Source organism: Pseudomonas sp. So3.2b, from assembly GCF_019464415.1.
GTDB classification, from domain to species: Bacteria; Pseudomonadota; Gammaproteobacteria; order Pseudomonadales; family Pseudomonadaceae; genus Aquipseudomonas; species Aquipseudomonas shahriarae.
Genome location: NZ_CP080494.1, coordinates 3,874,005 through 3,900,805 on the forward strand (window position 1 = coordinate 3,874,005; position 26,801 = coordinate 3,900,805).

The following is a 26,801-nucleotide window of genomic DNA, read 5'->3' on the forward strand; positions in this document are numbered from 1 at the left end:
GTATCTCCCCTGGGCGCCACTCAAAAAGGTCGCGCTCTTATTGTTACGAGCCCGGGGCAACGGAGTCGTTCCCTGCCATTGGCTCCCTGAGAGACATTAGCAGCGCATCAGTCCTACCGCCACGCTGGCCCCCGTCCGACTTGTCGGCTAGCATCGCCCTTTTGCCAGACTGGACTGCCGACCATGAAAATCGTCTCTTTTAATATCAACGGGCTGCGCGCCCGGCCTCATCAGCTGGCGGCCCTGATCGACAAACATCAACCCGACGTGATCGGCCTGCAGGAAACCAAAGTCCACGACGAGCAGTTCCCGCTGGCCGAAGTCCAGGCCCTGGGCTATCACGTGTACTACCACGGGCAGAAAGGCCACTACGGCGTCGCCCTGCTCTCGCGCCAGGAACCGCTGGCCCTGCACAAGGGTTTTGCCAGCGACGAAGAGGATGCCCAGCGCCGCTTTATCTGGGGCACCTTCGCCGATGAACACGGCAACCCGATCACCATCATGAATGGCTACTTCCCACAGGGCGAAAGCCGCGACCACCCGACCAAGTTCCCGGCCAAGCAGCGCTTTTACGAAGATCTGCAACACCTGCTGGAGAGCCAGTTCAGCAATGACCAGGCATTGGTGGTGATGGGCGACGTGAATATTTCCCCCGAGGATTGCGACATCGGCATCGGTGCCGACAATGCCAAGCGCTGGCTGAAGACCGGCAAATGCAGCTTCCTGCCGGAAGAACGCGAGTGGATGGCGCGCCTGAAGAACTGGGGCCTGACCGACAGCTTCCGTCACCTCAACCCGGACGTGGCGGATCGCTTCAGCTGGTTCGATTACCGCAGCCGCGGCTTTGAAGACGAACCCAAGCGTGGCCTGCGGATCGACCTGATCATGGCCTCCAACGGCCTGTTGCCACGTGTCAAGGATGCGGGTGTGGACTATGAGTTGCGCGGCCTGGAAAAACCCTCGGACCATGCGCCGATCTGGCTGGAACTGAGCTGATCTTTGCGGCCACACCATAAAATGTAGGAGCTGGCTTGCCTGCGATGGCGCTGGGGCAGTCGATAGATATGTTGACTGACACACCGCCTTCGCAGGCAAGCCTGCTCCCACATTTGGACCGGCTGGGTATCAGTCATATTTTGGCAACCTTACTGACTTAATCTGCCCGCACGTCCTTTGGCTTGAGAAGGTGCCGGCATGATGCTGCGCGTTCTGTACCTGCTGACACTTTGCAGCGTTTTTCCTCTTACAGTTTCTGCAACGCCCCTGCCCTTTCCCGAACACGGCCCGGCCTTGCGCATCCAGGGTTCCAACACCATTGGCGCGGCGTTGGGCCCGGCGCTGGTCAGGGGTTTGCTGGAGCAACAGGGTCTCAAGGCTGTACACAGCGAAACACCCGCCCGCCCCAACGAAGAGCGCCTCGTCGGCACCAGCCCCCAAGGCAAGCGGGTACTGGTCGAGATCGCCGCCCATGGTTCCAGCACCGGCTTTGCCGCGCTGAAACAGGCCGCGGCCGACCTGGCGGCCGCGTCACGCCCGATCAAGGACCGCGAACTGGTGGACCTCGAGCCCCTGGGTGACCTGAAAAGCCCCGGTGCCGAGCAGGTGATCGCGATTGATGGCCTGGCAATCATCCTGCACCCACGCAACCCGCTGCAGGTGTTGACCACCGAACAACTGGCGAGGATTTTCAGCGGCGAGATCAGCACCTGGGAAGCCTTGGGCGGCAGCGGCGGGAAGATCCGCCTGTATGCTCGCGATGATCAATCCGGCACCTACGACACCTTCAAGGAGCTGGTGCTCAGCCGTCGCGGCAAAACCCTCGACAGCAAGGCTCAGCGCTTTGAATCGAGCGAGCAATTGTCCGATGCAGTCAGCCAGGATCCTCAGGGGATTGGCTTTATCGGCCTGCCCTATGTGCGTCAGGCCAAGGCGGTGGCCATCAGCGATGGCGACTCCCAAGCCATGTTGCCGCAGAGCAGCCTGATCGCCACCGAAGACTACCCGCTGTCGCGCCGCTTGTTTTTCTATCTGCCGCCCAACAACAGCAATCCCTGGGCCGAAGCGCTGGTGGACTTTACCCAGAGCGCCCAAGGCCAGGCCATCGTGGCGGCCAATGGCTTTATCGCCCAGCAGGTCCAGGCCATCACCGTGCAGCCACGGGCGCCGATGCCAGCCGACTACCAGGCCATTGCCCGCGAGGCGCAGCGCCTGACGGTGAATTTTCGCTTCGAAGAAGGCAGCGCCAGCCTGGACAACAAGGCGCGCCAGGACCTTGCCCGCGTGGTGGCTTATATAGATAGCCACGATAAACGGGACAAGCGCGTCACGCTGGTGGGGTTTGGTGACGCCAAGGATGATCCGCAACGCGCCGACCTGCTGTCCAAGCTGCGGGCAATGGCGGTACGCCGGGAGTTGGTCAAAAGTGGTGTGGTGTTGCGCGATATTCGCGGCTTCGGCGCCGAGATGCCGGTAGCGGCGAATACCGTGGATGAGGGGCGGATCAAGAATCGCCGGGTGGAGGTATGGGTTTATTGAAACCTGAAGACGGGTGTGGATTGGCCCACCGCAATCGCGGGCAAACCCGGTCCCACACTGACCGCGTGCGATCACAATGTGGGGCGGGCTTGCCCGAGATACCGGCGACTCAGTCCTACTGGCCGCTGCGCATCAGTTCTTTAGGCACATATTTGCCAATCTCGAACTTGCCAATCGCCGCCCGGTGCACTTCATCCGGGCCGTCGGCCAGGCGCAAGGTGCGTTGCATGGCGTACATGTAGGCCAACGGGAAGTCATTGGAGACCCCGGCACCGCCATGGATCTGGATCGCCCGGTCAATCACCTTCAGGGCCACATTCGGCGCCACGACCTTGATCTGGGCGATTTCACTTTTCGCCACTTTGTTGCCGACCGTATCCATCATGTAGGCAGCCTTTAACGTCAGCAGGCGTGCCATGTCGATTTCCATCCGCGAGTCGGCGATTTTGTCGATATTGCCACCCAGGCGCGCCAGCGGTTTGCCGAAGGCGGTGCGGCTGACCGAGCGCTTGCACATCAACTCCAGGGCCCGTTCAGCCATGCCAATCGAGCGCATGCAGTGATGGATACGGCCCGGGCCAAGGCGCCCCTGGGCAATTTCAAAGCCGCGGCCTTCACCCAGCAGGACGTTTTCGTACGGCACACGCACGTTGTCAAACAGGACTTCGGCATGCCCATGGGGCGCGTCGTCGTAGCCGAACACCGGCAGCGGCCGGACGATTTTCACCCCGGGCGCATCCACCGGTACCAGGATCATCGAGTGCTGCTGGTGGCGCGGCGCATCCGGGTTGCTCAGGCCCATGAAGATCAGGATCTTGCAGCGCGGGTCACACGCGCCGGAGGTCCACCACTTCTTACCGTTGATCACCCACTCGTCACCCTGGCGCTCGGCGCGGGCGGCCATGTTGGTGGCGTCGGAAGACGCCACATCGGGTTCGGTCATGGCGAACGCCGAGCGGATCTCGCCACGCAGCAGCGGCTCCAGCCAGCGTTGTTTCTGCTCTTCGTTGGCGTAGCGCACCAGCACTTCCATATTGCCGGTGTCGGGTGCCGAGCAATTGAACGGCTCCGGCCCCAGCAGGGAGCGGCCCATGATTTCGGCGAGCGGCGCGTATTCCAGGTTGGTCAGGCCAGCGCCCAGTTCGGATTCCGGCAGGAACAGGTTCCACAGGCCTTCAGCCTTAGCCTTGGCCTTGAGCTCTTCCATAATCGCAGTGGGCTGCCAGCGGTCACCTTCGCTGACCTGGCGTTCAAACACCGGCTCGGCGGGGTAAACGTAAGCATCCATAAACGCGGTGACGCGTTCACGCAGTTCCTGAACCTTGGGCGAATAGGCAAAATCCATGAGCAGCTCCCTTCTTGGAGAGGTTGTTTAGGTCATGCAAACGATGCTAGAACAGCGCTGATAATTTACCTAGCCTATTCTCGGCGTGTATTAACATTCATCACCGATATATGATCGGCGTATGAAAACCTAACAAGAAGAGCGCAACGAAATGAATCTGAGCAAGGTCGACCTCAATCTTTTCATCGTCTTTGACGCGATCTACACCGAAGCCAACCTGACCCGTGCCGGACAGATCGTGGGCATCACCCAGCCGGCCGTATCCAACGCCCTGGCACGCCTGCGCGAGACCTTCAACGACCCGCTCTTCGTGCGGACCGCCCAGGGCATGGTGCCGACCCCCATGGCCCAGAACATCATTGGCCCGGTGCGCAATGCCCTGTCGTTGCTGCGGGTGTCGGTGCAAGAGAGCCGGATCTTCAACCCGTTGCAAGCGGCCAAGACCTACCGCATCAGCATGACCGACCTCACTGAAGCGGTGATCCTGCCGCCACTGTTCCAGCGCCTGCGCCGCCTGGCGCCCACGGTGATCATTGAGAGTTTCCTGTCCAAACGTCGGGAAACCACCAAGGAACTGGCCGCCGGACGCCTGGATTTCGCAGTGGACGCGCCGCTCAACACCGACCCGCAAGTGCGCCACGTCAAGCTGATGGAAGACCGCTACGTGTGTGCCATGCGCAAGGGCCACCCGATGGCGGGCAAGGAAAAGTTCAGCCTCGATGACTACCTGTCGCTGACCCATATCCATATTTCCAGCCGGCGCAATGGCCTGGGCCACGTCGACCTGGCCCTCGGCAAAATGGGGATCCAGCGCAAGATCGCCCTGCGCTCCCAGCATTACCTGATGGCTTCCCAGGTGTTGCAGCAGACCGATATGGTAATGACCGTGCCCGAGCGCTTTGCACGGCGTAACGAGCTGCACTCGTTCAACCTGCCGGTCAATGATGTGCCGCCGGTGGAAACCCACCTGTACTGGCATGAAAGCACCGACCAGGACCCCGCCAACCGCTGGATGCGCGAGCAGATGATCGAGTTGTGCCAGCAGGTTACGGCGCGTGAGAAGAAGTTGGATAACGCGTAGGCGGTGATTTGCTTGACGTTTACGTCAAGCAGCCATTAGCGTAGCGCCAAGACCCTCCTTGAGCGCCACCATGAGCACGACCTACAGCATCTCCGACCTGGCCCGCGAGTTGGACATCACCACCCGGGCCATTCGTTTCTATGAAGAACAGGGCCTGCTGCGCCCCGAGCGCCGCGGCCAGGAGCGTATCTATTCGCCCCGGGACAAAGTCAGCCTGAAGCTGATCCTGCGGGGCAAGCGCATCGGTTTTTCCCTGGCCGAATGCCGCGAACTGATCGAACTCTACGACCCCAGCAGCGGCAATCAAAAGCAATTGCACAGCATGCTGGCAAAAATCAGCGAACGCCGTGAGCAGTTGGAACAGCAGTTGCTGGACATCGAGCAGATGAAACTGGAACTGGACACCGCCGAAGAACGTTGCACCCAGGCCCTGGAACAGACGATCCAGAGCCAGGTCGGCCAACCCCAATAAAAAGGTAGATCCCATGTCTCTCCCCTCTCAGGTGCGCCTGATCGAAGTCGGCCCGCGCGACGGTCTGCAAAACGAAGCCCAGCCCATCAGCGTGGCCGACAAGGTGCAACTGGTCGACGCCCTCAGCGCGGCGGGCCTGGGCTATATCGAAGTCGGCAGTTTTGTCTCGCCCAAGTGGGTACCGCAGATGGCCGGCTCGGCCGAAGTGTTTGCGCAGATCCAGCGCAAGCCGGGCGTGATCTATGGCGCGTTGGCGCCTAACCTGCGGGGCTTCGAGGACGCGCTGGCGGCCGGGGTCAAGGAGGTCGCAGTATTTGCAGCGGCGTCCGAGGCGTTTTCCCAGCGCAATATCAACTGCTCCATCAGCGAGAGCCTGGAGCGCTTTGCGCCCATCATGGCGGCGGCACAACAGCACGGCGTGAGTGTGCGCGGCTATGTGTCCTGTGTCTTGGGTTGCCCCTATGAAGGTCAGGTCGCCCCGGAGCAAGTCGCTGCGGTGGCCCGCGAGCTGTATTCCATGGGCTGCTATGAAGTGTCCCTGGGCGACACCATCGGCACCGGCACCGCAGGCGCTACGCGGCGCATGTTCGAGGTAGTGGGCAAGGACGTGCCACGGGCAAAGCTCGCCGGACACTTCCATGACACCTACGGCCAGGCCATCGCCAATGTCTACGCCAGCCTGCTGGAGGGTATCCAGGTGTTCGACAGCTCTATCGCGGGCCTTGGCGGCTGCCCCTATGCCAAGGGCGCCAGCGGTAACGTGGCCACCGAGGACGTGCTGTACCTGCTCGACGGCCTGGGCATCGAAACCGGTATCGACATGGACAAGTTGATTGTGGCGGGCCAGCAGATCTGTACGGTCCTGGGCCGCCCCACCGGCTCACGCGTGGCCAAGGCCCGTAGCACCCGTTGAGTAGCGCGCCTGCTCCGATGTGTTACCTCGCGGCTACACATCGGGTAACACGGGAACATATTTTGTCGCATTCCCTGAAGTAAATTTCCTACTAAAAAATCAAACCATTGATTTTAAAGGGCTTTTAAAAGTTGGCACGGCTTCTGCTATCTCTATGGCATAACAAGAATAAAAAGCACCAAACCTAATAAAAATAAGACGTAACGACTCTGACATAACAAAAACAACACGGCAGAGACGCAGCTAACAGATTTTTTTGGAGAAGATGTGCTTCGCAGGGTACGGCGCAAGCCGCCACTCGCAACCGGGCAGAGAACAATAAAACTACCTCAAGGTAGCTACCCACTGGTTGGATCGCGTGCGAAGAAGCAGATCAGCGCTCAAAAAAATACGTTTGCTCTTGACCCCGGATGGGGGTCGCCAAAAACAGCGGTAAAGGGCCACGGTTGCCAAAAACAACAATAGACCGCCCCTCAATAATAAAAAAAGAGCACGTAACAACAAATTAAAGGGGAGCTTCGGCTCCCCTTTGTGCTGTCTGGGTGAAAACCATTGCGCGGTACATGCAAAGGCAAATGTGGGAGCGGGCTTGCCCGCTCCCACATTTTTGATCGGCGCCAGATCTCAGTCTTCGCTACGCAGTTGCTCGATGGTGATCTCACGCATGCGAAACTTCTGAATCTTCCCCGTCACAGTCATCGGAAACTCTTCGACAAAGCGGAAATGCTTCGGCGTCTTGAAGTGTGCAATGCGCCCCTTGCACCAGGTTTGCAGTTCCAGCTCGTTGGCCACGTGCCCGGGGTGAAACTTGATCCAGGCCACGATCTCTTCGCCATAACGCTCATCGGGAATGCCGATGATCTGTACATCCGCCACCGCCGGGTGGGTGAAGAAGAACTCCTCCAACTCCCGTGGGTACACGTTCTCGCCACCGCGAATGATCATGTCCTTGTTGCGCCCGGCGATGCACACATAACCCTGCTCATCCATGGTCGCCAGGTCGCCGGTGTGCATCCAGCCGGCGTCGTCGATGGCTTCGCGGGTGCCTTCAGGGTTGTTCCAGTAGCCGAGCATCACGCTGTAGCCTCGGGTGCACAACTCGCCAATCTGCCCACGCGGCACGGTGTTACCGGCCTCGTCGATGATTTTGCTTTCCAGTTGCGGCTGGGTCCGCCCGACCGTGGTCACGCGCCGCTCCAGATCGTCATCCGCGCCGGTCTGCAGGGAAACGGGACTGGTCTCGGTCATGCCGTAGGCAATCTGCACCTCGCTCATATGCAAGTCGCTGATGACCCGGCGCATCACCTCTATCGGGCAAGTGGAGCCGGCCATGATCCCAGTGCGCAGACTCGACAGATCGAACGTGCTGCGTTGCGGATGATCGAGCACCGCAATAAACATCGTGGGTACGCCGTACAGGCCGGTGGCGCGCTCTTCGGCCACGGCGGTCAGGGTCAGCAGTGGGTCGAAGCCGTCATTGGGATAGATCATGGTGGTGCCATGGGTGATGCAGCCCAGGTTACCCATGACCATGCCAAAGCAATGATAGAGCGGCACCGGGATCACCAGGCGATCCTGCGCGGTCAGGCCCAGGCTTTCGCCAACCATGTAACCGTTATTGAGGATGTTGTGGTGACTGAGGGTGGCGCCCTTGGGGAAGCCCGTGGTGCCGGAGGTGTACTGGATATTGACGGCTTGATCGAAGTGCAGGCTGGCCTCGCGGTGCTGCAATTGTTCCGGGGGTGTCCCCGTCCCCAGGGCCGACAATTGCGACCAGGGCATGAACCCCGAGGGCGGTCGCGCATCCAGGCTGATCACCCCGCGCAGTTCCGGCAATAGATCACAGTGCAACTGGCCAATGCCCTGCTCCGCCAGTTCCGGCACCAGCGCCTGCAGCATGCCGTGGTAGTCGGAGGACTTGAACGAACCGGCACAGATCAACCACTGGCAACCCGACTGCTTGAGCACGTATTCCAGCTCGCTGCTGCGGTAGGCCGGGTTGACGTTGACAAGAATCACCCCGAGCTTGGCGCTGGCCACCTGGCTGATGCACCACTCGGCACAGTTCGGCGCCCAGATGCCGAGGCGATCCCCGGCCTGCAACCCCAGCGCCAGCAGCCCGCGTGCATGCAGGTCCACGGCTCCGGCCAGCTGCCGCCAGGTGTAGCGCAGCTGCTGATGGCGCACCACCAGGGCCTCGCCCTCCGGGTACTGCGCCACCGTGCGGTCAAATGCCTGGCCGATGGTCATGGCCAGCAAGGCCTTGTCCTGTGGGCCACGGCTGTAGCTCTGATTCGGTTGATCCATGACGACCCCTATTGTCTTTTTTGTAGGTGGACGGTGCGCCGGTCAGGCGCGAGCTTGACGTTAACGTAAGCTACGATTGACAGTCATGCAACGCAAGTTTACGTTAACGTAAAGGTGATCGCCCAATGGCGTCGCCAGCCCCACAACAATAATGTTTATAGGTGCCCCTCCATGAGTTACCCGACCCTGAATTTCGCCCTCGGTGAAACCATCGACATGCTGCGCGACCAGGTGCAGGCCTTCGTGGCCAAGGAGCTGGCGCCACGGGCAGCGCAGATTGATATCGACAACCTGTTCCCCGTGGATATGTGGCGCAAGTTCGGTGACATGGGCCTGCTGGGCATCACCGTGCCGGAAGAATACGGCGGTGCCGGTCTGGGTTACCTGGCCCACGTGGTGGCCATGGAAGAAATCAGCCGCGGCTCGGCCTCGGTGGCGTTGTCCTACGGGGCGCACTCCAACCTGTGCGTCAACCAGATCAACCGCAACGGCACTCATGAACAGAAACTCAAGTACCTGCCCAAGCTGATCAGCGGCGAACACATTGGCGCCCTGGCCATGAGCGAACCGAATGCGGGCTCCGATGTGGTGTCGATGAAGCTGCGCGCCGACAAACGCGGCAGCGTGTATGTGCTCAACGGCAGCAAGACCTGGATCACCAACGGTCCTGATGCCCACACCTATGTGATCTACGCCAAGACCGACCTGGAAAAAGGCGCCCATGGTATTACCGCGTTTATTGTCGAGCGCGACGCCAAGGGCTTCAGCCGCAGCAACAAGTTCGACAAGCTGGGCATGCGCGGCTCCAACACCTGCGAGCTGTTTTTCGATGACGTCGAAGTGCCCGAAGAAAACATCCTCGGCGTGCTCAATGGCGGGGTCAAAGTGCTGATGAGCGGCCTGGACTACGAGCGTGTGGTGCTCTCCGGCGGCCCTACCGGGATCATGCAGGCCTGCATGGACCTGATCGTCCCCTACATCCACGACCGTAAGCAGTTCGGGCAGAGCATCGGCGAATTCCAGCTGATCCAGGGCAAAGTTGCCGACATGTACACCCAGCTCAACGCCAGCCGCGCCTACCTCTATGCGGTGGCCCAGGCCTGCGAGCGCGGCGAAACCACGCGCAAGGACGCCGCCGGGGTGATTCTGTACAGCGCCGAACGCGCAACACAGATGGCCCTCGATGCGATCCAGATTCTCGGCGGCAATGGCTACATCAATGAATTCCCCGCAGGCCGTCTGTTACGTGATGCCAAGCTGTATGAAATTGGCGCGGGCACCAGTGAGATCCGACGCATGTTGATTGGTCGCGAACTGTTTAACGAAACCCGCTGAGGGAGTGCACCATGGCCACCCTGCACACCCAACTCAACCCGCGCTCGGCGGAATTCGCCAGCAACAGCGCGGCAATGCTCAAACAGGTCGATGCCTTGCACACCCTGCTCGCCCAGGTCCAGCAAGGCGGCGGCAGCAAGGCCCAGGAGCGTCATACCTCCCGTGGCAAGCTGCTGCCGCGCGAGCGTATCAACCGCCTGCTCGACCCGGGCTCGGCGTTCCTCGAACTCAGCCAACTGGCGGCGTATCAGGTCTACGGTGAAGAGGTACCGGCCGCGGGCGTGATCGCCGGGATCGGCCGGGTCGAAGGCGTCGAATGCATGATCGTCGCCAACGATGCCACGGTAAAAGGCGGTTCCTACTACCCGCTGACCGTGAAAAAACACCTGCGCGCCCAGACCATCGCCGAACAGAACCGCCTGCCCTGCATTTACCTGGTGGACTCCGGCGGCGCCAACCTGCCGCGCCAGGACGAGGTGTTCCCCGACCGCGAACACTTTGGGCGGATTTTTTTCAACCAAGCCAATATGAGCGCCCAGGGCATTCCGCAGATTGCCGTGGTGATGGGCTCCTGCACGGCGGGTGGCGCTTATGTGCCGGCGATGGCCGATGAAGCGATCATGGTGCGCCAGCAGGCCACCATCTTCCTCGCCGGGCCGCCACTGGTGAAGGCCGCCACCGGTGAAGTGGTCAGCGCCGAAGACCTTGGCGGTGCCGATGTGCACTGCAAGATCTCCGGGGTGGCCGACCATTACGCCGACAGCGATGAACATGCCCTGGCCCTGGCCCGTCGCAGCATCGCCAACCTCAACTGGCGCAAACAGGGGCAGTTGCAACAGCGCACGCCGGTCGCGCCGTTGTATGCCAGCGAAGAGCTGTATGGGGTGATCCCGGCCGACGCCAAGCAACCGTTCGATGTACGCGAAGTGATTGCGCGACTGGTGGACGGCTCGGTCTTCGATGAATTCAAGGCGCTGTTCGGCACCACGCTGGTCTGCGGCTTTGCCCATTTGCATGGCTACCCCATCGCGATCCTCGCCAACAACGGGATCCTCTTCGCCGAAGCGGCACAAAAAGGCGCGCACTTTATCGAGTTGGCCTGCCAGCGCGGGATTCCCCTGCTGTTTTTGCAGAACATCACCGGCTTTATGGTTGGGCAGAAATACGAAGCCGGCGGCATCGCCAAGCACGGCGCCAAGCTGGTCACGGCCGTGGCCTGCGCCAAGGTGCCGAAATTCACAGTGATCATCGGCGGCAGCTTTGGTGCCGGTAACTATGGGATGTGCGGGCGCGCCTACGACCCGCGCTTTTTGTGGATGTGGCCCAACGCCCGCATTGGCGTGATGGGCGCCGAACAGGCCGCCGGCGTGCTGGTGCAGGTCAAGCGCGAACAGGCCGAGCGCAGTGGCCAGGCGTTCAGCGCCGAGGACGAAGCGCAGATCAAGCAGCCGATCCTCGACCAGTACGAAACCCAGGGCCACCCTTACTACTCCAGCGCCCGCCTGTGGGATGACGGCGTCATCGACCCTTTGCAGACCCGTGACGTGCTGGCCCTGGCCTTGTCCGCCGCGCTGAATGCCCCCATCGAGCCGAGCCGCTTCGGCGTGTTCCGCATGTAATTGGAGCTGCACCCATGAGCGATTTCAACACTGTTGAACTGGTCAACGACCCCCGTGGCTTTGCCACGCTGTGGTTGAGCCGGGAAGAGAAGAACAACGCGTTCAACGCCGAAATGATCCGCGAGCTGATCATTGCCCTGGACCAGGTCCAGGCCGATGCCGCGCTGCGTTTTCTGGTCGTGCGCGGGCGCGGCAAGCATTTCAGCGCCGGCGCGGACCTGGCCTGGATGCAACAGTCGGCCGAACTGGATTACCACACCAACCTCGACGACGCCCGCGAATTGGCGGAGTTGATGTACAACCTGGCCAAGCTGAAGATCCCGACACTGGCGGTGGTCCAGGGCGCGGCCTACGGCGGCGCCCTGGGCCTGATCAGTTGCTGCGACATGGCCATTGGCGCCGATGATGCGCAGTTCTGCCTGTCGGAAGTACGCATCGGCCTCGCGCCGGCGGTCATCAGCCCGTTTGTGGTGCAGGCGATTGGCGAGCGCGCGGCACGCCGCTATGCCCTGACCGCAGAACGCTTCGACGGTCAGCAGGCCCAGGCCATCGGGCTATTGGCGCAAAGCTACCCGCTGGATGCGCTGGATCAGCACGTCGAGCAATGGATCGCCAACCTGCTGCTCAACAGCCCGGCGGCCATGCGCGCCAGCAAGGATTTGTTGCGCGAAGTGGGTAATGGCGCCCTGACCCCGGCGTTGCGCCGTTACTGCGAAAACGCCATCTCGCGCATCCGCGTCAGCGCCGAGGGCCAGGAAGGCTTGCGCGCATTTTTGCAAAAGCGTGCGCCCAGTTGGCAGTCCCAGGAGCCGCGTTCATGAGTGCACCGTTGATTACCTGCGTACTGGTGGCCAACCGGGGCGAAATCGCCTGTCGGGTCATGCGCACGGCCAAGGCACTCGGCATGACCACCGTTGCCGTGCACAGCGCCACGGACCGCGATGCGCGCCACAGCCGAGAAGCCGATATCCGGGTGGACCTGGGCGGCAGCAAGGCCGCCGACAGCTACCTGCAGATCGACAAACTGATCGCCGCGGCCAAGGCCAGCGGCGCCCAGGCGATTCATCCAGGCTATGGTTTTCTTTCCGAAAACCCACGCTTTGCCCGAGCGATTGAAGAGGCCGGGCTGATTTTCCTTGGCCCGCCCGCCTCGGCCATTGATGCCATGGGCAGCAAGTCGGCGGCCAAGGCATTGATGGAAACCGCTGGCGTGCCGCTGGTGCCGGGTTACCACGGTGCCGGCCAGGATCTGGAAACCTTCCGCCAGGCCGCCGCGCGCATTGGCTACCCGGTGCTGCTCAAGGCCACGGCGGGCGGCGGCGGCAAGGGCATGAAAGTGGTCGAGGACGAAAGCCAACTGGCCGAAGCCCTGGCCTCGGCCCAGCGCGAGGCGCTGTCGTCGTTTGGCAATGCGCAGATGCTGGTGGAAAAGTACCTGATCAAGCCCCGTCACGTGGAGATCCAGGTGTTTGCCGACCAGCACGGCCATTGCCTGTACCTCAATGAGCGCGACTGCTCGATCCAGCGTCGCCATCAAAAGGTCGTCGAAGAAGCACCGGCACCCGGCCTCAGCCCTGCCCTGCGCCAGGCCATGGGCGAGGCAGCGGTGCGTGCCGCACAGGCGATTGGCTATGTGGGCGCCGGCACCGTGGAGTTTCTGCTGGATGCGCGCGGTGAGTTTTTCTTTATGGAAATGAACACTCGCTTGCAGGTAGAACACCCGGTGACCGAGGCCATCACCGGCCTGGACCTGGTGGCCTGGCAGATTCGCGTGGCGCAAGGCGAGCCGCTGCCCATGACCCAGGAGCAGGTGCCGTTGCGCGGCCACGCGATTGAAGTGCGGCTGTATGCCGAAGACCCGGCCAATGACTTTTTGCCGGCCACCGGGCATCTGGCGCTGTACCGCGAATCGGCGCCAGGCCCGGGACGGCGGGTGGACAGTGGCGTCGAGCAAGGGGACGACGTCTCGCCCTTCTACGACCCGATGCTTGGAAAACTGATCGCCTGGGGCGAGGACCGCGAACAGGCGCGCCTGCGCCTGTTGAGCATGCTCGACGAGTTTGCGGTCGGCGGCTTGAAGACCAACCTGGGCTTCTTACGGCGCATCATCGGCCATCCCGCCTTTGCCGCAGCGCAGTTGGATACCGGGTTTATCCCGCGTTATCAGGAGCAACTGCTGCCTGCCGCCAGTGCGTTGAGTGATGAGTTCTGGCAGGCGGCCGGTCATGCTTTCATGCAGAGCCAGGCCTCCCGGCTGCGGCAGGACGATCCTGCCTCGCCGTGGGCTGCAACCCTGGGCTTTCGTGCGGGCCTGCCTGCCGAAACATCCCTGCATTTGAGCAGTGACGGCCAGGATCGCCTGGTAACACTGCAAACCAGCACCGCGCCGCAACTGCGTGGCGAACAATTGCTGATCGAGGATGCTGGCATCCGCCGTTCGCACTTGGCCGTGCGCCATGGGCAGACGCTGTTCCTGCGCTGGCAAGGTGAGATGCGCAGCGTGACGCTGTTTGACCCGATCGCCGCCGTCGATGCCGGACAAGCCCATCAGGGCGGCCTGAGCGCACCCATGAACGGCAGCATCGTGCGGGTGCTGGTGGAAGTCGGGCAGACGGTGGAGGCCGGTGCGCAACTGGTGGTGCTTGAAGCGATGAAGATGGAGCACAGCATCCGCGCGCCCCACGGAGGCGTGATCAAGGCACTGTATTGCCAGGAAGGCGAAATGGTCGGCGAAGGCAGCGCCTTGGTGGAGCTGGAAGCCCAGGCCTAGAACTTCACCGTGGCCTGTACCACCACGCCGATGATCCGGCAGTCATCGGTGAGCAGGGCTTTGGGGTAGGTCGGGTTGAGCGGCACCAGGTAACGCTGGCCGCTTTCCTCGATCAACTTGCGAAAGGTCGCCTGGCTGCTGCCGGCCCATTGGGCCACCACCAATGTACCGGGCTCGGCTTCGCGGGCCGGGTCTACCAGGATCATCATCCCTTCGGCAATACTCGGCCCGCTGGGCGCGGTCATCGCATCGCCGCTCACCTGGAGCCAGAACGCCTCGCCGTCGGCCTCGTAATCGCTCGCCTCAAAACGCGTGGCGCCATAGGCTGGCCGCTGTTCGTGCACCTGGCAGGGGTGTTTCCAGTCAGTCACAGGGTAACGAAAATACGGATTGTATTGAGTGACCGGCGCGGCATCGTCGTTCGCCGGGGCGTCGCTTTTTTCGCGGATCACCAGCACCGTCTCCAGATAGCCCAGGCCCAGCTCTTCGAGCACCCGGTTCATATCGGCGAGGCTGGGCACCCGGCGCTTGCCGAGCCAGTGGCCAATGCCGCCCTGGGACATGCCCAAGCGTGCGGCCAGTTGATGCTGCGTGACCTTGCGGGCCTTCATGTTGGCTTTGACCAACGCTATCCATTTATCCATGGGCCACACAATACCGGATGAATTTAGGGCGACAATAAACAGTTTGTAGTAATCAATCAAATGACATAAATACAGATCGTATTATTATCAACCCCACCTGTTCACCTTCCCACCCAGAGCACCGACCTCATGACCACTACCCTGGATCACCTGCCTGGCACGCCTGATGACGATGAAATAAAGTTCTTGCAGGGCAGCGAAGCCGCCCGACGCGCACTGGACTACTACTTGAAAGAGGACACGGAGCCAGTGGACGATGTGGCCTTTTTCGAGGCCAACCCCCATGTCAGCAGCGAAGAAGCCCTGGTGCATGCCTCGGACCTGCTGCGCAGCGCCGCCGCCATCGCGTATGAATTGGCGAACAACAAGCTGGGGGGCACCCGAGACCTGGCGTTTTCAGTGGTGTATTTGATTGATATGGCCAAGGCCATGCTGGAGCGTCCACTGCAACTGGCAGGCGGCAAAGCCTCATAGCCAGATAGGCGTGCAGGAACAGAAGGAAAAATATTTCTATCAGACGGATAAAAACATTTGACTTGCAAATGATAATGATTATTATTGCAAGCAGCTGGTCGCGAGATCAGTCGATAGGCCAAGAGACCTTAGGTCGGACTCTTGGAATATCTCCTCATCAGGCTAATCACGGTTTTTGACCCGGCTCTTTGGCCGGGTCTTTTTTTTGCCAGTTATTCTGGCGTGGCTTCAGGCTAATGAAGACTGTGTGTTGCTCGATGGCGCGCATGGTAGCAAAAGACAATCACCGAAAGAAAGCCGATCAAGCGCTCTGGCCCGCTTCTTTCCAAGATAGCACTTGAGAATCAATCTCATAGACTCTAAGCTGCGGCTGCGTCAAGGATGACGCCCCCTCCCTTTTCGCAATAATTTGCGTCCAGACTTTACCCCGCGTCTGTGTAAACTGCCCGCCACAACTCTCATATTCAGGCAATCAGACTATGACCGTGGCCTTGACCTCCATCAAAATCAGCACCGACTTCGACAGTGGCAATATCCAGGTGCTCGACACCAGCGATGCCCATCAGTTACTGCTGGCGATCAAACCTGATACCCGCAGCCAGCACTTCCAATGGTTCCACTTCAAGGCCGAAGGCATGCACATTGGTCATACCCATACCTTTCGCCTGAGCAACGCCGGCCAGTCCTCCTACAAACATGCCTGGAGCGGTTACAACGCCGTGGCGTCCTACGACCACGTCAATTGGTTCCGGGTGCCGACACGCTTTGATGGCGAAACCTTGCACATCGAACTGCAGGCCGAGCAAAAACACGCCTGGCTCGCCTACTTCGAACCCTACAGTCGCGAGCGTCACGCCTGGTTGATCGAGCAGGCACTGAACCGCGCCGGTACGCAATTGCTGGCCACCGGCAAGAGTGTCGAAGGCCGTGATATTCCCCTGCTACGCCGTGGCAAGGGTGACGCCGGGCAGCGCAAAGTGTGGATCATTGCGCAGCAGCACCCGGGCGAGCATATGGCCGAGTGGTTTATGGAAGGCATCATCGAGCGCCTGCAGCAGGAAGGTGATGCTGAACTGAAAAAACTCCTGGCATCCGCCGACCTGTACCTGGTGCCGAACATGAACCCGGATGGCGCGTTCCACGGTCACTTGCGCACCAACGCCATGGGCCAGGACCTCAATCGCGCCTGGCAAAGCGCAAGCCAGGAACAGAGCCCGGAAGTGCTGTTCGTCCAGCAGCAAATGGAAAAATACGGCGTCGACCTGTTCCTGGATATCCACGGCGACGAAGAAATCCCCTATGTGTTCACCGCAGGGTGTGAAGGCAACCCCGGCTATACCCCGCGTATCGAGGCCCTGGAAAAACACTTTCGCAGCCACTTGAGCGAACTGACCCGCGACTTCCAGACCACCCATGGCTACACCCGCGACTTGCCGGGCCAGGCCAATATGACCTTGGCGTGCAACAGCGTGGGCGAGAAATTCGATTGCCTGTCCCTGACCCTTGAAATGCCGTTCAAGGACAACGACGATGCGCCCGACCCACGCACCGGCTGGTCCGGCAAACGCTCCCGGCAACTGGGCAAGGACGTGCTGAGCACCGTGGCGGACATGGTCAACGTACTGCGCTGACCCTGCCCCAATAAGCGTCGTTAACCCTCAGCCTCGGACTGCGCCGCCACCCGCACGCAGTCCAGCGGCCCAAGCACCCGGCCATCTGCCGCCTGCACGTGCAAAGCCTGCAGCGGCTGTCCGTGCTCACGGTCCAACAGCACCGAATGGGCCTCGCCCTCGGCGTAGAAAAACCCCTCGCCCCATTGCCGCAACCCAATGATCACGGCAAACAGCCCCCTGCCCTTTTCCGTCAACACATACTCCTGATAAGCACTGCCATCCGAGGCCGGGACAATCTCGAAAATCCCGTGGCCGACCAGGCTGCGCAAGCGTGCCGAAAGAATATTCTTGGCCATACCCAGGCTGCGCTGAAACTCGCCAAAACGGCGGATGCCGTCGAATGCATCGCGAATGATCAACAGCGCCCAGCCATCGCCAATCGCCTCCAGCGAGCGCGCCACCGGGCATTCGGCACTTTCAAAGCGGGTGAGTTTGACCATGGGTAACGCCTGCCTGACAAAAAATGTAGTTGCAATATAAAACCAGAATACCTACCGTACAACTGGTTTTATTTAACAACCACAATGAGAACTCAGCATGCCCCAATCATCGTTAAGCGGCGCCGTGGTGCTGCTGTTCGCCATTGCCTGCGGCCTGTCGGTGGCAAACGTCTATTACGCCCAACCCCTGCTGGATGCCATGGCCACGACGTTCGCCATGGACCCCGCCACCGTCGGCATCGTGATCAGCCTGACCCAGGTCGGCTATGGCCTCGGTTTATTACTGCTGGTGCCGTTGGGTGATCTGCTCAACCGTCGGCACTTGATCGTCGGCCAGTTACTGTTGTCCACCGGCGCGGTATTGCTAGTCGCCCTGTCCAACAGCAGCGTGGGGTTTCTGGCTGGCCTGTTGCTGACGGGCTTGCTCGCCGTGGTGGCCCAGGTATTGGTGGCCTACGCCGCAAACCTGGCGCGCCCCGAGCAACGGGGGCACGTAGTGGGCCTGGTGACCAGCGGCATCGTGGTTGGCCTGCTGCTGGCGCGCACGGTGTCCGGGCTCATGGCGGACCTGGCCGGCTGGCGCTCGGTGTACCTGCTGTCGGCTGGCTTGACGTTGCTGATGGCGCTGCTGCTCTGGCGTGTCTTGCCCGCTACCGAGCAGCCCCGGGCACCAGGCGCCTATCGCCAGTTGCTCGGCTCGGTGTTCAGCCTGTTGCGCGAGGAAAAAGTGCTGCGCGACCGCGCGGTGCTGGCCTTGCTGATTTTTGCCGCGGGCACGGTGCTATGGACGCCCTTGGTATTGCCCTTGAGCGCCCCGCCGCTGTCGTTGTCCCACACCCAGATCGGCCTGTTCGGCCTTGCCGGTGCCGCCGGCGCGCTGGGAGCGGCCCATGCCGGGCGCCTGGCTGACCGAGGCTGGGCACAGTGGACCAGCGGCGCGGCCCTGGCGCTGATGCTGGTGTCTTGGCTGCCCATCGCCTTGACCCAGTCTTCGTTGTGGGCACTGTTGCTTGGGGTGATTGCCTTCGACCTCGGCCTGCAAGCCGTGCATGTCACCAGCCAAAGCCTGATCTACAGCGTGCGCCCCGAAGCCCAGAGCCGCCTGGCTGCCGGCTACATGCTGTTCTATTCGGCAGGCAGCGCCCTGGGCTCGCTCGGCGCCACCCTGATGTACGCCTGGGCCGGCTGGCTCGGCGTTTGTGCCCTGGGCGCCGCCATCAACCTACTGGCCCTGGGATACTGGTGGGCAACCCTCGGGGCTCAGTCCTTGCCGAGCATGCTTTGCAAAACGCCATCCCGGCGAATCCAGCCATGGAACAACGCCGCCGCCAAATGCAGCAACACCGTGAGGAACAGCAAATAGGCGAGATACCCATGGGCCTTGCGCAGAATTGCAAACAACTGCGCGTTGGCCGGCACCCACGCCGGTAACTGCAAAGAACTGCTCAGCATCACTGGGTCACCGGCCGCCGAAATCATCGCCCATCCCAACAACGGCAGCGCCAGCATCAAGCCATACAGCAGCAGATGCGACGCCTTGGCCGCCAACACCTGCCACGCCGGCAAATCGGCAGGCAGCGGCGGCTGGCGGGTAGCAAAGCGCACCACCAGGCGCACGATCACCAACAGCAGAATCGCAATGCCCAATGGCTTGTGCAGGTGCAACAACCATGCATGGCGTTGGGACACCGAGGCCACCATGCCAGCACCGATAAACAGCATGGCAATGACCATCAGCGCCATCAGCCAGTGCAGCAGGCGCGCCAGCGGGGCGAAAAAACGTGGTTGAGTCTTCATGGCTGGGACTCCTGAGAGGCGCTGTGCAACTGGCTGACTTCGCCGGTACGGCGCAGGTAGGAACTGGCATAGGCAGCAGAACGTGCAGCCAGCAGCGGGTCATTGGAGGCTTCGATACCACTGGGCAGGATCAGCGGGTCAAAGTTGATATCGCGGCAATCACCGTCCAACTGCGGCTGACTGCGCTCGAGTATCAGGGTGCCGGCATCCAGCACCGTGTGCGCCCCAGACCAGGCCTTGCTGGCGTCATCCACCGGGTCTGAGGGGTTGGCCAGGGTGATCTGCAACTGCCAGCGCAGGGGGCCGGCCGCCAATCGTTGCTCCAGGTCGGCCTGGAGGAAATCCGCCCCTGGCGGCGCAGCGGCTGCGCTGACGTCCTGGCTCATCGGCACCAGCCCCCAGCGCACGGCCTGGCGCTGCCCGTCGGCATTCACCAGGTAAAACGCATTGATGCCGTTGTAACGCTCGGTGGCATAGCTGGCTGATGGCCTGGCCGTCTTGACCCAGGCCAGGAACGGCGCCGTCTCCGGATGGCTGGCAAAAAACGCCGGCATACTGGCCGGGTTGGGCTTGCCGGTCGCCGGGTCGGGAGTCCCCGCCTTGAGCATCTGGTAGAACGCCTCGGGCGTGCCCACCGGGAACACTGGCATGCTGTTCATCCCGCTGCGCCATTGCTGGCCGTTGGCCTGGTTGAACTGCACGGCCAGGCTGCGGATCGGTACGCTGCTGTCCGGGGCATAGGGGTTGCCGCTGGGCAAGGCAAAACGGCCGATCACCGGGGTGCGGGCCTCGCTGAATACCTGCGCACGGGAATAGGCACGCGCCGCAGGACTGCTCTCGAAATAGCCCGCCACGCATACACCCTTGGAATGGTTGCGCCGGTAGCCGGGGTGCACGCCGTTATTGGTTTCCAGGGCATTGACCAGGGTCTGGGGGCGCAACCGCTGCGGGTCGAGTGTGCCGTTGACGTAGGCAAACGCCCCGGCGGCGGCACCGACGACCACGCCGATAGCGGCCAGGCGCAGCATCAGGCTGGCGCGCCCCAGCGGCGGGCGTGAGGGGGATGGTTGATCTGGCATGCAGTGCTCCAGGGCCAGCGGCCACAGATGAGAGAGAAGCAGGACGAGCGTCGACACGCTCTATTCCCACCCGCACTGTTTATTTTTCAATCCCTGGAATAACCTCCAAGGCCGGACGTCTTCCTGGTCCAAGCACAGTGACCAAGATTGCCATGCACGAACTCGACGACTCATTGCGTGAACTCCTCCCCAGGCTACGGCGCTTTGCCGTATCCCTGACACGCAACCCCAGCAGCGCCGACGACCTGGTGCAGGCCACGCTTGAGCGCGCCATCGTCAGTTGGCGCAACAAGCGCGTCGACGGCGATTTACGCGCCTGGCTGTTCTCGATCCTCTATCGGCAGTTCCTCGACGCGCACCGGCGTTCGCGGCGTTATGCGCGGATGCTGGAGTTCTTCACCGGTCGTGATGACGCGCAACCGTCAGTCGAACGTACGGTGATCGCCCAATCGACCCTGCAAGCCTTCGACCAGTTGAGCAGCGAGCAACGCGCCCTGCTGCTGTGGGTTTCGGTGGAAGGCTTGAGCTACAAGGAAGTCGCCCATATCCTCGACGTGCCCATCGGCACCGTGATGTCACGCCTGTCCCGTGCCCGCCAGGCCTTGCGCCAGCTCAGCGACGGTGACATCACCCGCCCTTCCCTGCGGATACTCAAATGATCAGCCTGCCCCCCAACGAACGCGACCTGCACGCGTACGTCGATCACCAGCTCAGCGAGCCGGATCGCCGCCAACTGCAGATCTGGCTCGCCGCCCACCCCGAGGTCGCGGCCCAGGTCCACGCCTGGCAACAGGATGCCCAGCACCTGCGCACGGCCATCGGTGCGCCGCCAGCGGCCAACCCCGAGTTGGATCCGGCGCAGATTCGCCAGCGTCTCAAGCACCAGTCGCGCCGCCAGCTGGCCACTGCCGCCATGCTGGTGCTCGCCGTCGGCCTGGGCGGCCTGGGTGGCTGGCAAGCGCGGCAGGCGACCCTGGTCGCCAGCGCACTGCCGATGACCGACGCCATGCAGGCGTACCGCCTGTTTGCCCAGAACCCAATCATGCCCGCCGATTACCAGGTGCAGGGCAATGGCGATATGCAAGCCTGGCTCGACCGTTACTTCGCCCAGGCCCATCGCCTGCCAGACCTCAGCGAGGCCGGCTTCAGCCCGGTCAGCGCACGGCTGCTCAGCACCGATCAGGGCGCGGCAGCGATGGTGCTTTACGAGAACCCGCAGGGCCGGCGCATCAGTTTTTATATTCGCCCGCCCGGCCCGCAAAACACCCTGCTGCCACGGGGCAGCCGCAGTGCCGATGGACTGCAGGCCGAATACTGGTCCAGCCCCGGCTACAACTATGCGATGGTCAGCCCGGAGGACGAGCCGACCACCCCATTGCTCAAGCAGACCACCCGGTTCTAGGACGCCAACGCCATGCCTTTTCGAGAGAGCCGCCCCCGGCGCCTGCCCCTGCTCAAACGCCTGCTGGGCAAAAAAACCGCCCACGACAGCGCGCCAGCCATTCAGCGCTTCTTCGCGGACAAGGCTCGGCAACAGGGCTACACCCTCAGCCCCAGCCAGGTGCAGGTGATCGACGCTATGGCGCGGCAGGCCGCACACCTGCTGGCCCAGCGCCCGACCCGCAGCCTGTACCTGCACGGCGCTGTCGGCCGGGGCAAAAGCTGGCTGCTGGACGGGTTTTTCCAGGCCCTGCCCTTGCCTGACAAGCAGCGGGTACATTTCCACGACTTTTTCGCCCGCCTGCACCGCGGCATGTTTGCCCACCGCCAGCAGGCCGATGCCCTGGGCGCCACTCTGGATCAATTGCTCGACGGCTGCCGGGTGCTGTGTTTCGACGAGTTCCATGTGCATGACATCGGCGACGCGATGTTGATCACTCGCCTGTTCAAGGCCCTGTTCCAACGGGGCATCCTGCTGCTGGTCACCTCCAATTACCCGCCCCAGGGCTTGCTGCCCAACCCGCTGTACCATCAGCGCTTCAAGCCGGTGATTGACTTGATCAGCGCGCGCATGGACGTCATGGAAGTCAGCGCGCCCCAGGACTACCGGGGCCTGGCGCAGAACCACCAGCTGCAGCGCTTCACCCATGGCCAGTACGTGTGGCCGGGCACCCCGGCCCAGCGCCGTGAGCTGGGGCTGCCCGCCACCGATGGCCCGCCCCTGGCGCTGGCGGTCGGCTCGCGGCAACTGCAGGTGCGCTGGCACCAGGCGCGCAGCCTGGCCTTGACCTTCAACGACCTGTGCGAACAGCCCACCGCCGTGATGGATTACCTGCTGCTGTGCGAGGATTTCGACCACTGGATCATCGACGACCTGCCGCTACTCGGCGATTGCCCGATTGCCGTGCAACAGCGCTTTATCAACCTGATCGACGTGCTTTACGACCAGGACAAGCAGCTGACCCTGCTGGGCCAACAGCCACTGGACCACGCCCTGCAAGGCCAGGCGATTGACCTGGCGCGCACCCGCAGCCGCCTGGGGCAGTTGCAACAAGTCAGCCCGCTGGCGCTCAAGTCGCTATCATGAGCGCCTTTGACCTTGTCGAGTGACCTAAGCTGTTCATGGATACCCTTGCCCAACTCAAGGCTGGCCAACTGGCTGGCATCAAGCGCCTGGACCTGTCCTGCGGCCTGACGCAGTTCCCCCGGGAAATCTTCGACCTGGCCGACTCCCTGGAAATCCTCAACCTGAGCGGCAACGCCCTGCGCAGTCTGCCCGACGACCTGCACCGGCTGCCCCACCTGCGCGTGCTGTTTTGCTCGGACAACGCCTTCACCGAACTGCCGGCGTGCCTGGGGCAATGCCAGCAATTGAGCATGGTCGGCTTCAAGGCCAACCAGATCGAGCAGGTGTCGGCTGCTGCACTGCCGCCGCAATTGCGTTGGTTGATCCTCACCGATAACCGTCTCAGCCACTTGCCGGATGAACTCGGCGAACGGCCGCTGCTGCAAAAACTCATGCTGGCCGGTAATCGCCTGGAGCAACTGCCGGCGAGCCTGGCCCAGTGCCATAACCTCGAACTGCTGCGCATCGCCGCCAACCGCCTGACGCAATTGCCGCAATGGCTGCTGACGCTGCCGCGCCTGACCTGGCTGGCCTATGCCGGCAACCCGGTGGAAAGCGCGGTTGAACTGGCAATTGACGACAACACAGCGAATATTCCCTGGGCCGAACTGGAGCTGGCCGAGGTGCTCGGCGAAGGCGCCTCGGGGGTGATTCGCAAGGCACTGCGCAAACCGTCGAACGAGCCGGTCGCGGTCAAACTCTATAAGGGCACCATCACCAGCGACGGTTCACCGCTGCATGAAATGCAGGCCTGCATTGCCGCCGGGCTGCACCCCAACCTGATCAAGGTGCAAGGCCGGGTAATCGGCCACCCCGATGACCAGGCCGCGCTGGTGATGGACCTGATCGACCCGAGCTACCGCAACCTCGCCGGCCTGCCCAGCCTGGCGTCCTGCACCCGGGACATCTACGACCCCGCCAGCCGTTTCAGCGTGGCTGTGGCGTTGCGCATGGCGCGCGGCATCGCCTCCGTGGCCGCACACCTGCACCGGCATGGCATCACCCATGGCGACCTGTATGGCCACAATATCCTGTGGAATGCCGGGGGTGATTGTTTGCTGGGGGACTTTGGCGCGGCGTCATTCCATGCCACGGCCGACACCTTGGAAACCAGGGCGTTGCAGCGCATTGAAGTGCGGGCGTTCGGGGTGTTGCTGGAGGAGTTGCTGGAGCGCATTGACGCAGGTTTGAGCGATGACCAGCGCCAAGTGCTGGAGGCGCTGCGGGAGCGCTGCTGCCAGCCGCAGGTGCTGGCGCGTCCGGCGTTCGAAGAGATCGAGGCACTGCTGTCCTCACTCTGAAACGCCCTGCAAATGTGGAAGCGGGCTTATGTGTGAGCGGGCTTGCCCGCGATAGCAGTGGGTCAGCCAGCTGATGTGCCATCTGATACACCGCAATCGCGGGCAAGCCCGCTCACACACAAGCCCGTGCCCATAATTCCAGGCCGGGTTTAGCCCGCCAGGCCGACGAACATGTCCTGCACGTCGTCATGGTTGTCCAGGCCTTCCAGGAAGGCTTCGACTTCAGCCATCTGCTCGTCGCTCAGGCCGCTGACCGGGTTTTTCGCGAGGTAGCCCAACTTCGCCGACAACACGGTAAAACCCTGCTCCGGCAACGCCTTCTGCACCGCGTCCAGGTCGGTGGTCTCGGTGATGAACAGGGTCGTGCCCTCTTCTTCACCTTCCTCAAAGTCCTGGGCACCGGCTTCGATGGCGGCCATTTCCGGGTCGGCATCGGGGGTGTCCGGCGAGGCCTCGATCAGCCCTACATGGTTGAAGTCCCAGGCCACCGAGCCCGAAGCTCCGAGTTGCCCCTTGCGGAAAGCTACGCGGATTTCCGCCACGGTGCGGTTGATGTTGTCGGTCACGCATTCAACGATCAACGGCACCTGGTGCGGGGCGAACCCTTCATAAGTCACGCGATGGTACTGCACGGTCTCGCCGAGCAGGCCCGCGCCTTTCTTGATTGCGCGCTCCAGGGTTTCCTTGGGCATCGAGGCCTTTTTGGCCTGCTCGACCACCAGACGCAGGTGGGCGTTGGTCGCGGTGTCCGCACCGTTACGGGCGGCAATGGTGATTTCCTTCACCAGCTTGCCGAAAATCTTGCCCTTGGCATTGGATGCCGCTTCTTTATGTTTAACCTTCCACTGTGCGCCCATGACTCACTCTCTTGATATCCGTGGCGCCGAGACGTCTACTGGCCGGCGCTTTGGCCGCAGAGTTTATAGGGCAAGAACCCATCGTTCCACCAAAAAACCGGCCAGCGTTGCAGGTACCTCAGGTGCGCAGGGGTTTGATTGCCACCGTGCGATCCGGCACAAAGTCGCCCACTTGCGCCAATACCGCAGGCCGGGCGTTCCAATAAGGCATCAGCACCAGCGAGGAAAACAGGGCAGCGCCGGCGAACACGATAAACACCGTCACCGTGTCGAAGTAGCCCGGCAGCAGGCCACCGAGGATCGCGCCCACCGAGCCGCAACCATTGACGAAGCCCGCCGCCGTTGCGCCGGCCTTGGCGGTACCGAAGTCAATGGCCGCCGTGCTGCTGATCATCGAGTCCGGCCCGTACAGGGTCAGGCCCATGACAAACAGCAAAGCCATCACCAACATCACACTGCCGGTATGCAACGCCCCCATAAACAGCGCCAGGGACACGGTCAGCGCCAACAAACTGAGAACACAGGCCGGCATGCGCCGGGCGCCGAACAGTTTGTCGGACGCCAGGCCAATCATGATCGGCCCCAACAACCCCGCCAGCTCGAACGCCGTGGGCACAATGGCCGCGCCGACCTTGCCCACCGAGGGCATCTGCTCATAGACAATCACCGGGCCCCACAACAGGATCGCGTAACGCGCCGGTTTCAACAGGAAGTACGCCAGGCCCAGGGTCAGCACCGTGCGGTTGCGCAAGATCTCGCGCAACGGCTCAAGGATGCTGATTTTTTTCGCCGCCGCCTGCTCTTCGGCGCTCATTGCCGGCTCGGGCTCCACTTCTGGCAGGCCGACGTCCTGTGGCGTGTTGCGCTGGAAAGTAAAGAACAGCACCGCCACCACCGCCACCACCGCGGCACTGGAGATAAATGCCGCGTGCCAACTGCCAATCAGGGTGTAGGCCCACCAGCCGGCAAAGGGCGAGGCCACCAGCCCGCCAAACGCGTAACACGAGCTCCATAAGCCCAGCACCCGCCCGCGCTGTTGCGCCGGGAAGAAACTACCAAGGTTCTTGCACAGCCCCGACCAGCCGGTGGATTGCGCCAACCCCTGGATCAACATGCACGTGACAAAGATCGGCAAGGTGGCAAACGTGCCCATGACCAGCGCGGCAGCCGCTGAAATCACCAGCCCGCCCAACACCACCACCCGTGGCCCGAAACGGTCGGCGAGCATGCCCCAGGTGAACTGGCCGACGGCATAGGCCGCCAGGTACAGGCCATCCAGGTTGGCCATCATCATCTTGTCCAGCGGGAAACTCGGGTCGTCAACGATCCCTAACTTGGCCACGGAAAATGCTTTGCGGGTGAAATAGAAAGCGGCATATGCCAGCCAGGTGATGGCGAAAATCTGCACGCGCCAACGCTTGATGCTACCCATAGGGATATTCATGGTGGTTCTGACCTCAGGTGTGAGTGTGCCGGCAGAATCGAGAAGCAATTGCCTGTGTTTTTATTGTTTTGCACTGCAGTACCGGGTGGCAGAGCACCGGGTACTGGTCAGATGAGTCCTGCAAGGTTGCACGCAAGGGCTCATGATCG

General features: G+C 62.0%; 24 protein-coding genes. 16 read left to right on the plus strand and 8 right to left on the minus strand.

The window, feature by feature from the left end; all coding sequences use genetic code 11:
- The first annotated feature begins 183 nt into the window (after positions 1 to 183).
- A complete protein-coding gene (gene xthA / locus K1X80_RS17285; protein WP_057441571.1) occupies positions 184 to 996 on the plus strand; it encodes an exodeoxyribonuclease III in 813 nt (270 codons plus the stop codon).
- Between the two features lie 198 nt (positions 997 to 1,194).
- Positions 1,195 to 2,535, plus strand: a complete 1,341-nt coding sequence (locus tag K1X80_RS17290; RefSeq protein ID WP_057441570.1) for a phosphate ABC transporter substrate-binding/OmpA family protein — start codon at positions 1,195 to 1,197, stop codon at positions 2,533 to 2,535.
- A 115-nt stretch (positions 2,536 to 2,650) separates the two neighbouring features.
- Here K1X80_RS17290 and K1X80_RS17295 read toward each other — a convergent pair whose 3' ends face one another.
- The gene (locus K1X80_RS17295; RefSeq protein WP_029298342.1) at positions 2,651 to 3,880 is read right to left on the minus strand and encodes an acyl-CoA dehydrogenase; all 1,230 of its coding nucleotides are present in this window, start codon (positions 3,878 to 3,880) and stop codon (positions 2,651 to 2,653) included.
- Between the two features lie 151 nt (positions 3,881 to 4,031).
- Here K1X80_RS17295 and K1X80_RS17300 point away from each other — a divergent pair, with 151 nt between their 5' ends.
- From K1X80_RS17300 to K1X80_RS17310, 3 genes are all read left to right on the plus strand, one after another.
- On the plus strand, positions 4,032 to 4,961 hold the full coding sequence (locus K1X80_RS17300) for a LysR family transcriptional regulator (RefSeq protein WP_057960036.1): 930 nt from the start codon (positions 4,032 to 4,034) through the stop codon (positions 4,959 to 4,961).
- Between the two features lie 70 nt (positions 4,962 to 5,031).
- Entirely contained in the window at positions 5,032 to 5,433 is a 402-nt protein-coding gene (locus K1X80_RS17305) for a MerR family DNA-binding transcriptional regulator (protein ID WP_057960037.1), read from the plus strand.
- Between the two features lie 13 nt (positions 5,434 to 5,446).
- Positions 5,447 to 6,346, plus strand: coding sequence for a hydroxymethylglutaryl-CoA lyase (locus K1X80_RS17310; RefSeq protein ID WP_220172368.1), 900 nt, complete (start codon positions 5,447 to 5,449; stop codon positions 6,344 to 6,346).
- A gap of 624 nt (positions 6,347 to 6,970) precedes the next feature.
- Here K1X80_RS17310 and K1X80_RS17315 read toward each other — a convergent pair.
- On the minus strand, positions 6,971 to 8,653 hold the full coding sequence (locus K1X80_RS17315; RefSeq protein WP_115128492.1) for an AMP-binding protein: 1,683 nt from the start codon (positions 8,651 to 8,653) through the stop codon (positions 6,971 to 6,973).
- Positions 8,654 to 8,824: 171 nt separating this feature from the next.
- Between K1X80_RS17315 and K1X80_RS17320 the strand changes: the two genes are divergently transcribed.
- The 4 genes from K1X80_RS17320 to K1X80_RS17335 are packed head-to-tail and all read left to right on the plus strand — an operon-like array spanning position 8,825 to position 14,377.
- Entirely contained in the window at positions 8,825 to 9,988 is a 1,164-nt protein-coding gene (locus tag K1X80_RS17320; RefSeq protein ID WP_057441554.1) for an isovaleryl-CoA dehydrogenase, read from the plus strand.
- Between the two features lie 11 nt (positions 9,989 to 9,999).
- Positions 10,000 to 11,607 (plus strand): carboxyl transferase domain-containing protein, encoded by a 1,608-nt coding sequence (locus K1X80_RS17325; RefSeq protein ID WP_057960040.1) that lies wholly within the window; start codon positions 10,000 to 10,002, stop codon positions 11,605 to 11,607.
- Between the two features lie 14 nt (positions 11,608 to 11,621).
- On the plus strand, positions 11,622 to 12,428 hold the full coding sequence (locus tag K1X80_RS17330; RefSeq protein WP_120733498.1) for a gamma-carboxygeranoyl-CoA hydratase: 807 nt from the start codon (positions 11,622 to 11,624) through the stop codon (positions 12,426 to 12,428).
- A complete protein-coding gene (locus tag K1X80_RS17335) occupies positions 12,425 to 14,377 on the plus strand; it encodes an acetyl/propionyl/methylcrotonyl-CoA carboxylase subunit alpha (RefSeq protein WP_220172369.1) in 1,953 nt (650 codons plus the stop codon). Before K1X80_RS17330 ends, K1X80_RS17335 begins: the two co-directional genes overlap by 4 nt.
- Here K1X80_RS17335 and K1X80_RS17340 read toward each other — a convergent pair.
- Positions 14,374 to 15,021, minus strand: coding sequence for a LexA family transcriptional regulator (locus K1X80_RS17340; RefSeq protein ID WP_057441591.1), 648 nt, complete (start codon positions 15,019 to 15,021; stop codon positions 14,374 to 14,376). The two genes, K1X80_RS17335 and K1X80_RS17340, sit on opposite strands and share 4 nt — an antisense overlap.
- 129 nt (positions 15,022 to 15,150) lie before the next feature.
- Here K1X80_RS17340 and K1X80_RS17345 point away from each other — a divergent pair, with 129 nt between their 5' ends.
- Together K1X80_RS17345 and K1X80_RS17350 are read left to right on the plus strand one after the other, a co-directional pair.
- Entirely contained in the window at positions 15,151 to 15,495 is a 345-nt protein-coding gene (locus K1X80_RS17345) for a DUF6124 family protein (RefSeq protein WP_057960043.1), read from the plus strand.
- Between the two features lie 479 nt (positions 15,496 to 15,974).
- Positions 15,975 to 17,126 (plus strand): M14-type cytosolic carboxypeptidase, encoded by a 1,152-nt coding sequence (locus tag K1X80_RS17350; protein ID WP_120733500.1) that lies wholly within the window; start codon positions 15,975 to 15,977, stop codon positions 17,124 to 17,126.
- Positions 17,127 to 17,146: 20 nt separating this feature from the next.
- On the opposite strand, the gene K1X80_RS17355 is transcribed toward K1X80_RS17350, so the two are convergent.
- Positions 17,147 to 17,608, minus strand: coding sequence for a helix-turn-helix domain-containing protein (locus tag K1X80_RS17355; RefSeq protein ID WP_057960045.1), 462 nt, complete (start codon positions 17,606 to 17,608; stop codon positions 17,147 to 17,149).
- A gap of 97 nt (positions 17,609 to 17,705) precedes the next feature.
- Here K1X80_RS17355 and K1X80_RS17360 point away from each other — a divergent pair, with 97 nt between their 5' ends.
- The gene (locus K1X80_RS17360) at positions 17,706 to 18,971 is read left to right on the plus strand and encodes an MFS transporter (RefSeq protein ID WP_120733501.1); all 1,266 of its coding nucleotides are present in this window, start codon (positions 17,706 to 17,708) and stop codon (positions 18,969 to 18,971) included.
- Here K1X80_RS17360 and K1X80_RS17365 read toward each other — a convergent pair.
- Positions 18,869 to 19,405, minus strand: coding sequence for a cytochrome b (locus tag K1X80_RS17365; protein WP_169990346.1), 537 nt, complete (start codon positions 19,403 to 19,405; stop codon positions 18,869 to 18,871). The genes K1X80_RS17360 and K1X80_RS17365 overlap by 103 nt on opposite strands.
- Complete coding sequence (locus K1X80_RS17370) at positions 19,402 to 20,484, minus strand: catalase family peroxidase (protein ID WP_220172370.1); 1,083 nt, start codon at positions 20,482 to 20,484, stop codon at positions 19,402 to 19,404. Before K1X80_RS17370 ends, K1X80_RS17365 begins: the two co-directional genes overlap by 4 nt.
- Positions 20,485 to 20,636: 152 nt before the next feature.
- Between K1X80_RS17370 and K1X80_RS17375 the strand changes: the two genes are divergently transcribed.
- The 4 genes from K1X80_RS17375 to K1X80_RS17390 are packed head-to-tail and all read left to right on the plus strand — an operon-like array spanning position 20,637 to position 24,351.
- Complete coding sequence (locus K1X80_RS17375; protein ID WP_057441590.1) at positions 20,637 to 21,143, plus strand: sigma-70 family RNA polymerase sigma factor; 507 nt, start codon at positions 20,637 to 20,639, stop codon at positions 21,141 to 21,143.
- Positions 21,140 to 21,886 (plus strand): anti-sigma factor, encoded by a 747-nt coding sequence (locus K1X80_RS17380; RefSeq protein WP_057960049.1) that lies wholly within the window; start codon positions 21,140 to 21,142, stop codon positions 21,884 to 21,886. The genes K1X80_RS17375 and K1X80_RS17380 overlap by 4 nt, the downstream gene beginning before the upstream one ends.
- Before the next feature lie 12 nt (positions 21,887 to 21,898).
- The gene (zapE, locus tag K1X80_RS17385) at positions 21,899 to 23,011 is read left to right on the plus strand and encodes a cell division protein ZapE (protein ID WP_220172371.1); all 1,113 of its coding nucleotides are present in this window, start codon (positions 21,899 to 21,901) and stop codon (positions 23,009 to 23,011) included.
- 35 nt (positions 23,012 to 23,046) lie between these two features.
- Positions 23,047 to 24,351, plus strand: coding sequence for a protein kinase (locus K1X80_RS17390; protein ID WP_169990348.1), 1,305 nt, complete (start codon positions 23,047 to 23,049; stop codon positions 24,349 to 24,351).
- A 149-nt stretch (positions 24,352 to 24,500) separates the two neighbouring features.
- On the opposite strand, the gene K1X80_RS17395 is transcribed toward K1X80_RS17390, so the two are convergent.
- Both K1X80_RS17395 and K1X80_RS17400 read right to left on the minus strand, forming a co-directional pair.
- Positions 24,501 to 25,208, minus strand: a complete 708-nt coding sequence (locus K1X80_RS17395; RefSeq protein WP_057441529.1) for a YebC/PmpR family DNA-binding transcriptional regulator — start codon at positions 25,206 to 25,208, stop codon at positions 24,501 to 24,503.
- 118 nt (positions 25,209 to 25,326) lie between these two features.
- Positions 25,327 to 26,652, minus strand: a complete 1,326-nt coding sequence (locus tag K1X80_RS17400; RefSeq protein ID WP_220172372.1) for an MFS transporter — start codon at positions 26,650 to 26,652, stop codon at positions 25,327 to 25,329.
- Between the last annotated feature and the right edge of the window lie 149 nt (positions 26,653 to 26,801).

Bases quoted from the DNA above. Each gene is read 5' to 3' on its own strand.
- xthA (WP_057441571.1), top strand. From the start codon at position 184: ATGAAAATCGTCTCTTTTAATATCAACGGGCTGCGCGCCCGGCCTCAT.
- K1X80_RS17290 (WP_057441570.1), top strand. From the start codon at position 1,195: ATGATGCTGCGCGTTCTGTACCTGCTGACACTTTGCAGCGTTTTTCCT.
- K1X80_RS17295 (WP_029298342.1), bottom strand. From the start codon at position 3,880: ATGGATTTTGCCTATTCGCCCAAGGTTCAGGAACTGCGTGAACGCGTC.
- K1X80_RS17300 (WP_057960036.1), top strand. From the start codon at position 4,032: ATGAATCTGAGCAAGGTCGACCTCAATCTTTTCATCGTCTTTGACGCG.
- K1X80_RS17305 (WP_057960037.1), top strand. From the start codon at position 5,032: ATGAGCACGACCTACAGCATCTCCGACCTGGCCCGCGAGTTGGACATC.
- K1X80_RS17310 (WP_220172368.1), top strand. From the start codon at position 5,447: ATGTCTCTCCCCTCTCAGGTGCGCCTGATCGAAGTCGGCCCGCGCGAC.
- K1X80_RS17315 (WP_115128492.1), bottom strand. From the start codon at position 8,653: ATGGATCAACCGAATCAGAGCTACAGCCGTGGCCCACAGGACAAGGCC.
- K1X80_RS17320 (WP_057441554.1), top strand. From the start codon at position 8,825: ATGAGTTACCCGACCCTGAATTTCGCCCTCGGTGAAACCATCGACATG.
- K1X80_RS17325 (WP_057960040.1), top strand. From the start codon at position 10,000: ATGGCCACCCTGCACACCCAACTCAACCCGCGCTCGGCGGAATTCGCC.
- K1X80_RS17330 (WP_120733498.1), top strand. From the start codon at position 11,622: ATGAGCGATTTCAACACTGTTGAACTGGTCAACGACCCCCGTGGCTTT.
- K1X80_RS17335 (WP_220172369.1), top strand. From the start codon at position 12,425: ATGAGTGCACCGTTGATTACCTGCGTACTGGTGGCCAACCGGGGCGAA.
- K1X80_RS17340 (WP_057441591.1), bottom strand. From the start codon at position 15,021: ATGGATAAATGGATAGCGTTGGTCAAAGCCAACATGAAGGCCCGCAAG.
- K1X80_RS17345 (WP_057960043.1), top strand. From the start codon at position 15,151: ATGACCACTACCCTGGATCACCTGCCTGGCACGCCTGATGACGATGAA.
- K1X80_RS17350 (WP_120733500.1), top strand. From the start codon at position 15,975: ATGACCGTGGCCTTGACCTCCATCAAAATCAGCACCGACTTCGACAGT.
- K1X80_RS17355 (WP_057960045.1), bottom strand. From the start codon at position 17,608: ATGGTCAAACTCACCCGCTTTGAAAGTGCCGAATGCCCGGTGGCGCGC.
- K1X80_RS17360 (WP_120733501.1), top strand. From the start codon at position 17,706: ATGCCCCAATCATCGTTAAGCGGCGCCGTGGTGCTGCTGTTCGCCATT.
- K1X80_RS17365 (WP_169990346.1), bottom strand. From the start codon at position 19,405: ATGAAGACTCAACCACGTTTTTTCGCCCCGCTGGCGCGCCTGCTGCAC.
- K1X80_RS17370 (WP_220172370.1), bottom strand. From the start codon at position 20,484: ATGCCAGATCAACCATCCCCCTCACGCCCGCCGCTGGGGCGCGCCAGC.
- K1X80_RS17375 (WP_057441590.1), top strand. From the start codon at position 20,637: ATGCACGAACTCGACGACTCATTGCGTGAACTCCTCCCCAGGCTACGG.
- K1X80_RS17380 (WP_057960049.1), top strand. From the start codon at position 21,140: ATGATCAGCCTGCCCCCCAACGAACGCGACCTGCACGCGTACGTCGAT.
- zapE (WP_220172371.1), top strand. From the start codon at position 21,899: ATGCCTTTTCGAGAGAGCCGCCCCCGGCGCCTGCCCCTGCTCAAACGC.
- K1X80_RS17390 (WP_169990348.1), top strand. From the start codon at position 23,047: ATGGATACCCTTGCCCAACTCAAGGCTGGCCAACTGGCTGGCATCAAG.
- K1X80_RS17395 (WP_057441529.1), bottom strand. From the start codon at position 25,208: ATGGGCGCACAGTGGAAGGTTAAACATAAAGAAGCGGCATCCAATGCC.
- K1X80_RS17400 (WP_220172372.1), bottom strand. From the start codon at position 26,652: ATGAATATCCCTATGGGTAGCATCAAGCGTTGGCGCGTGCAGATTTTC.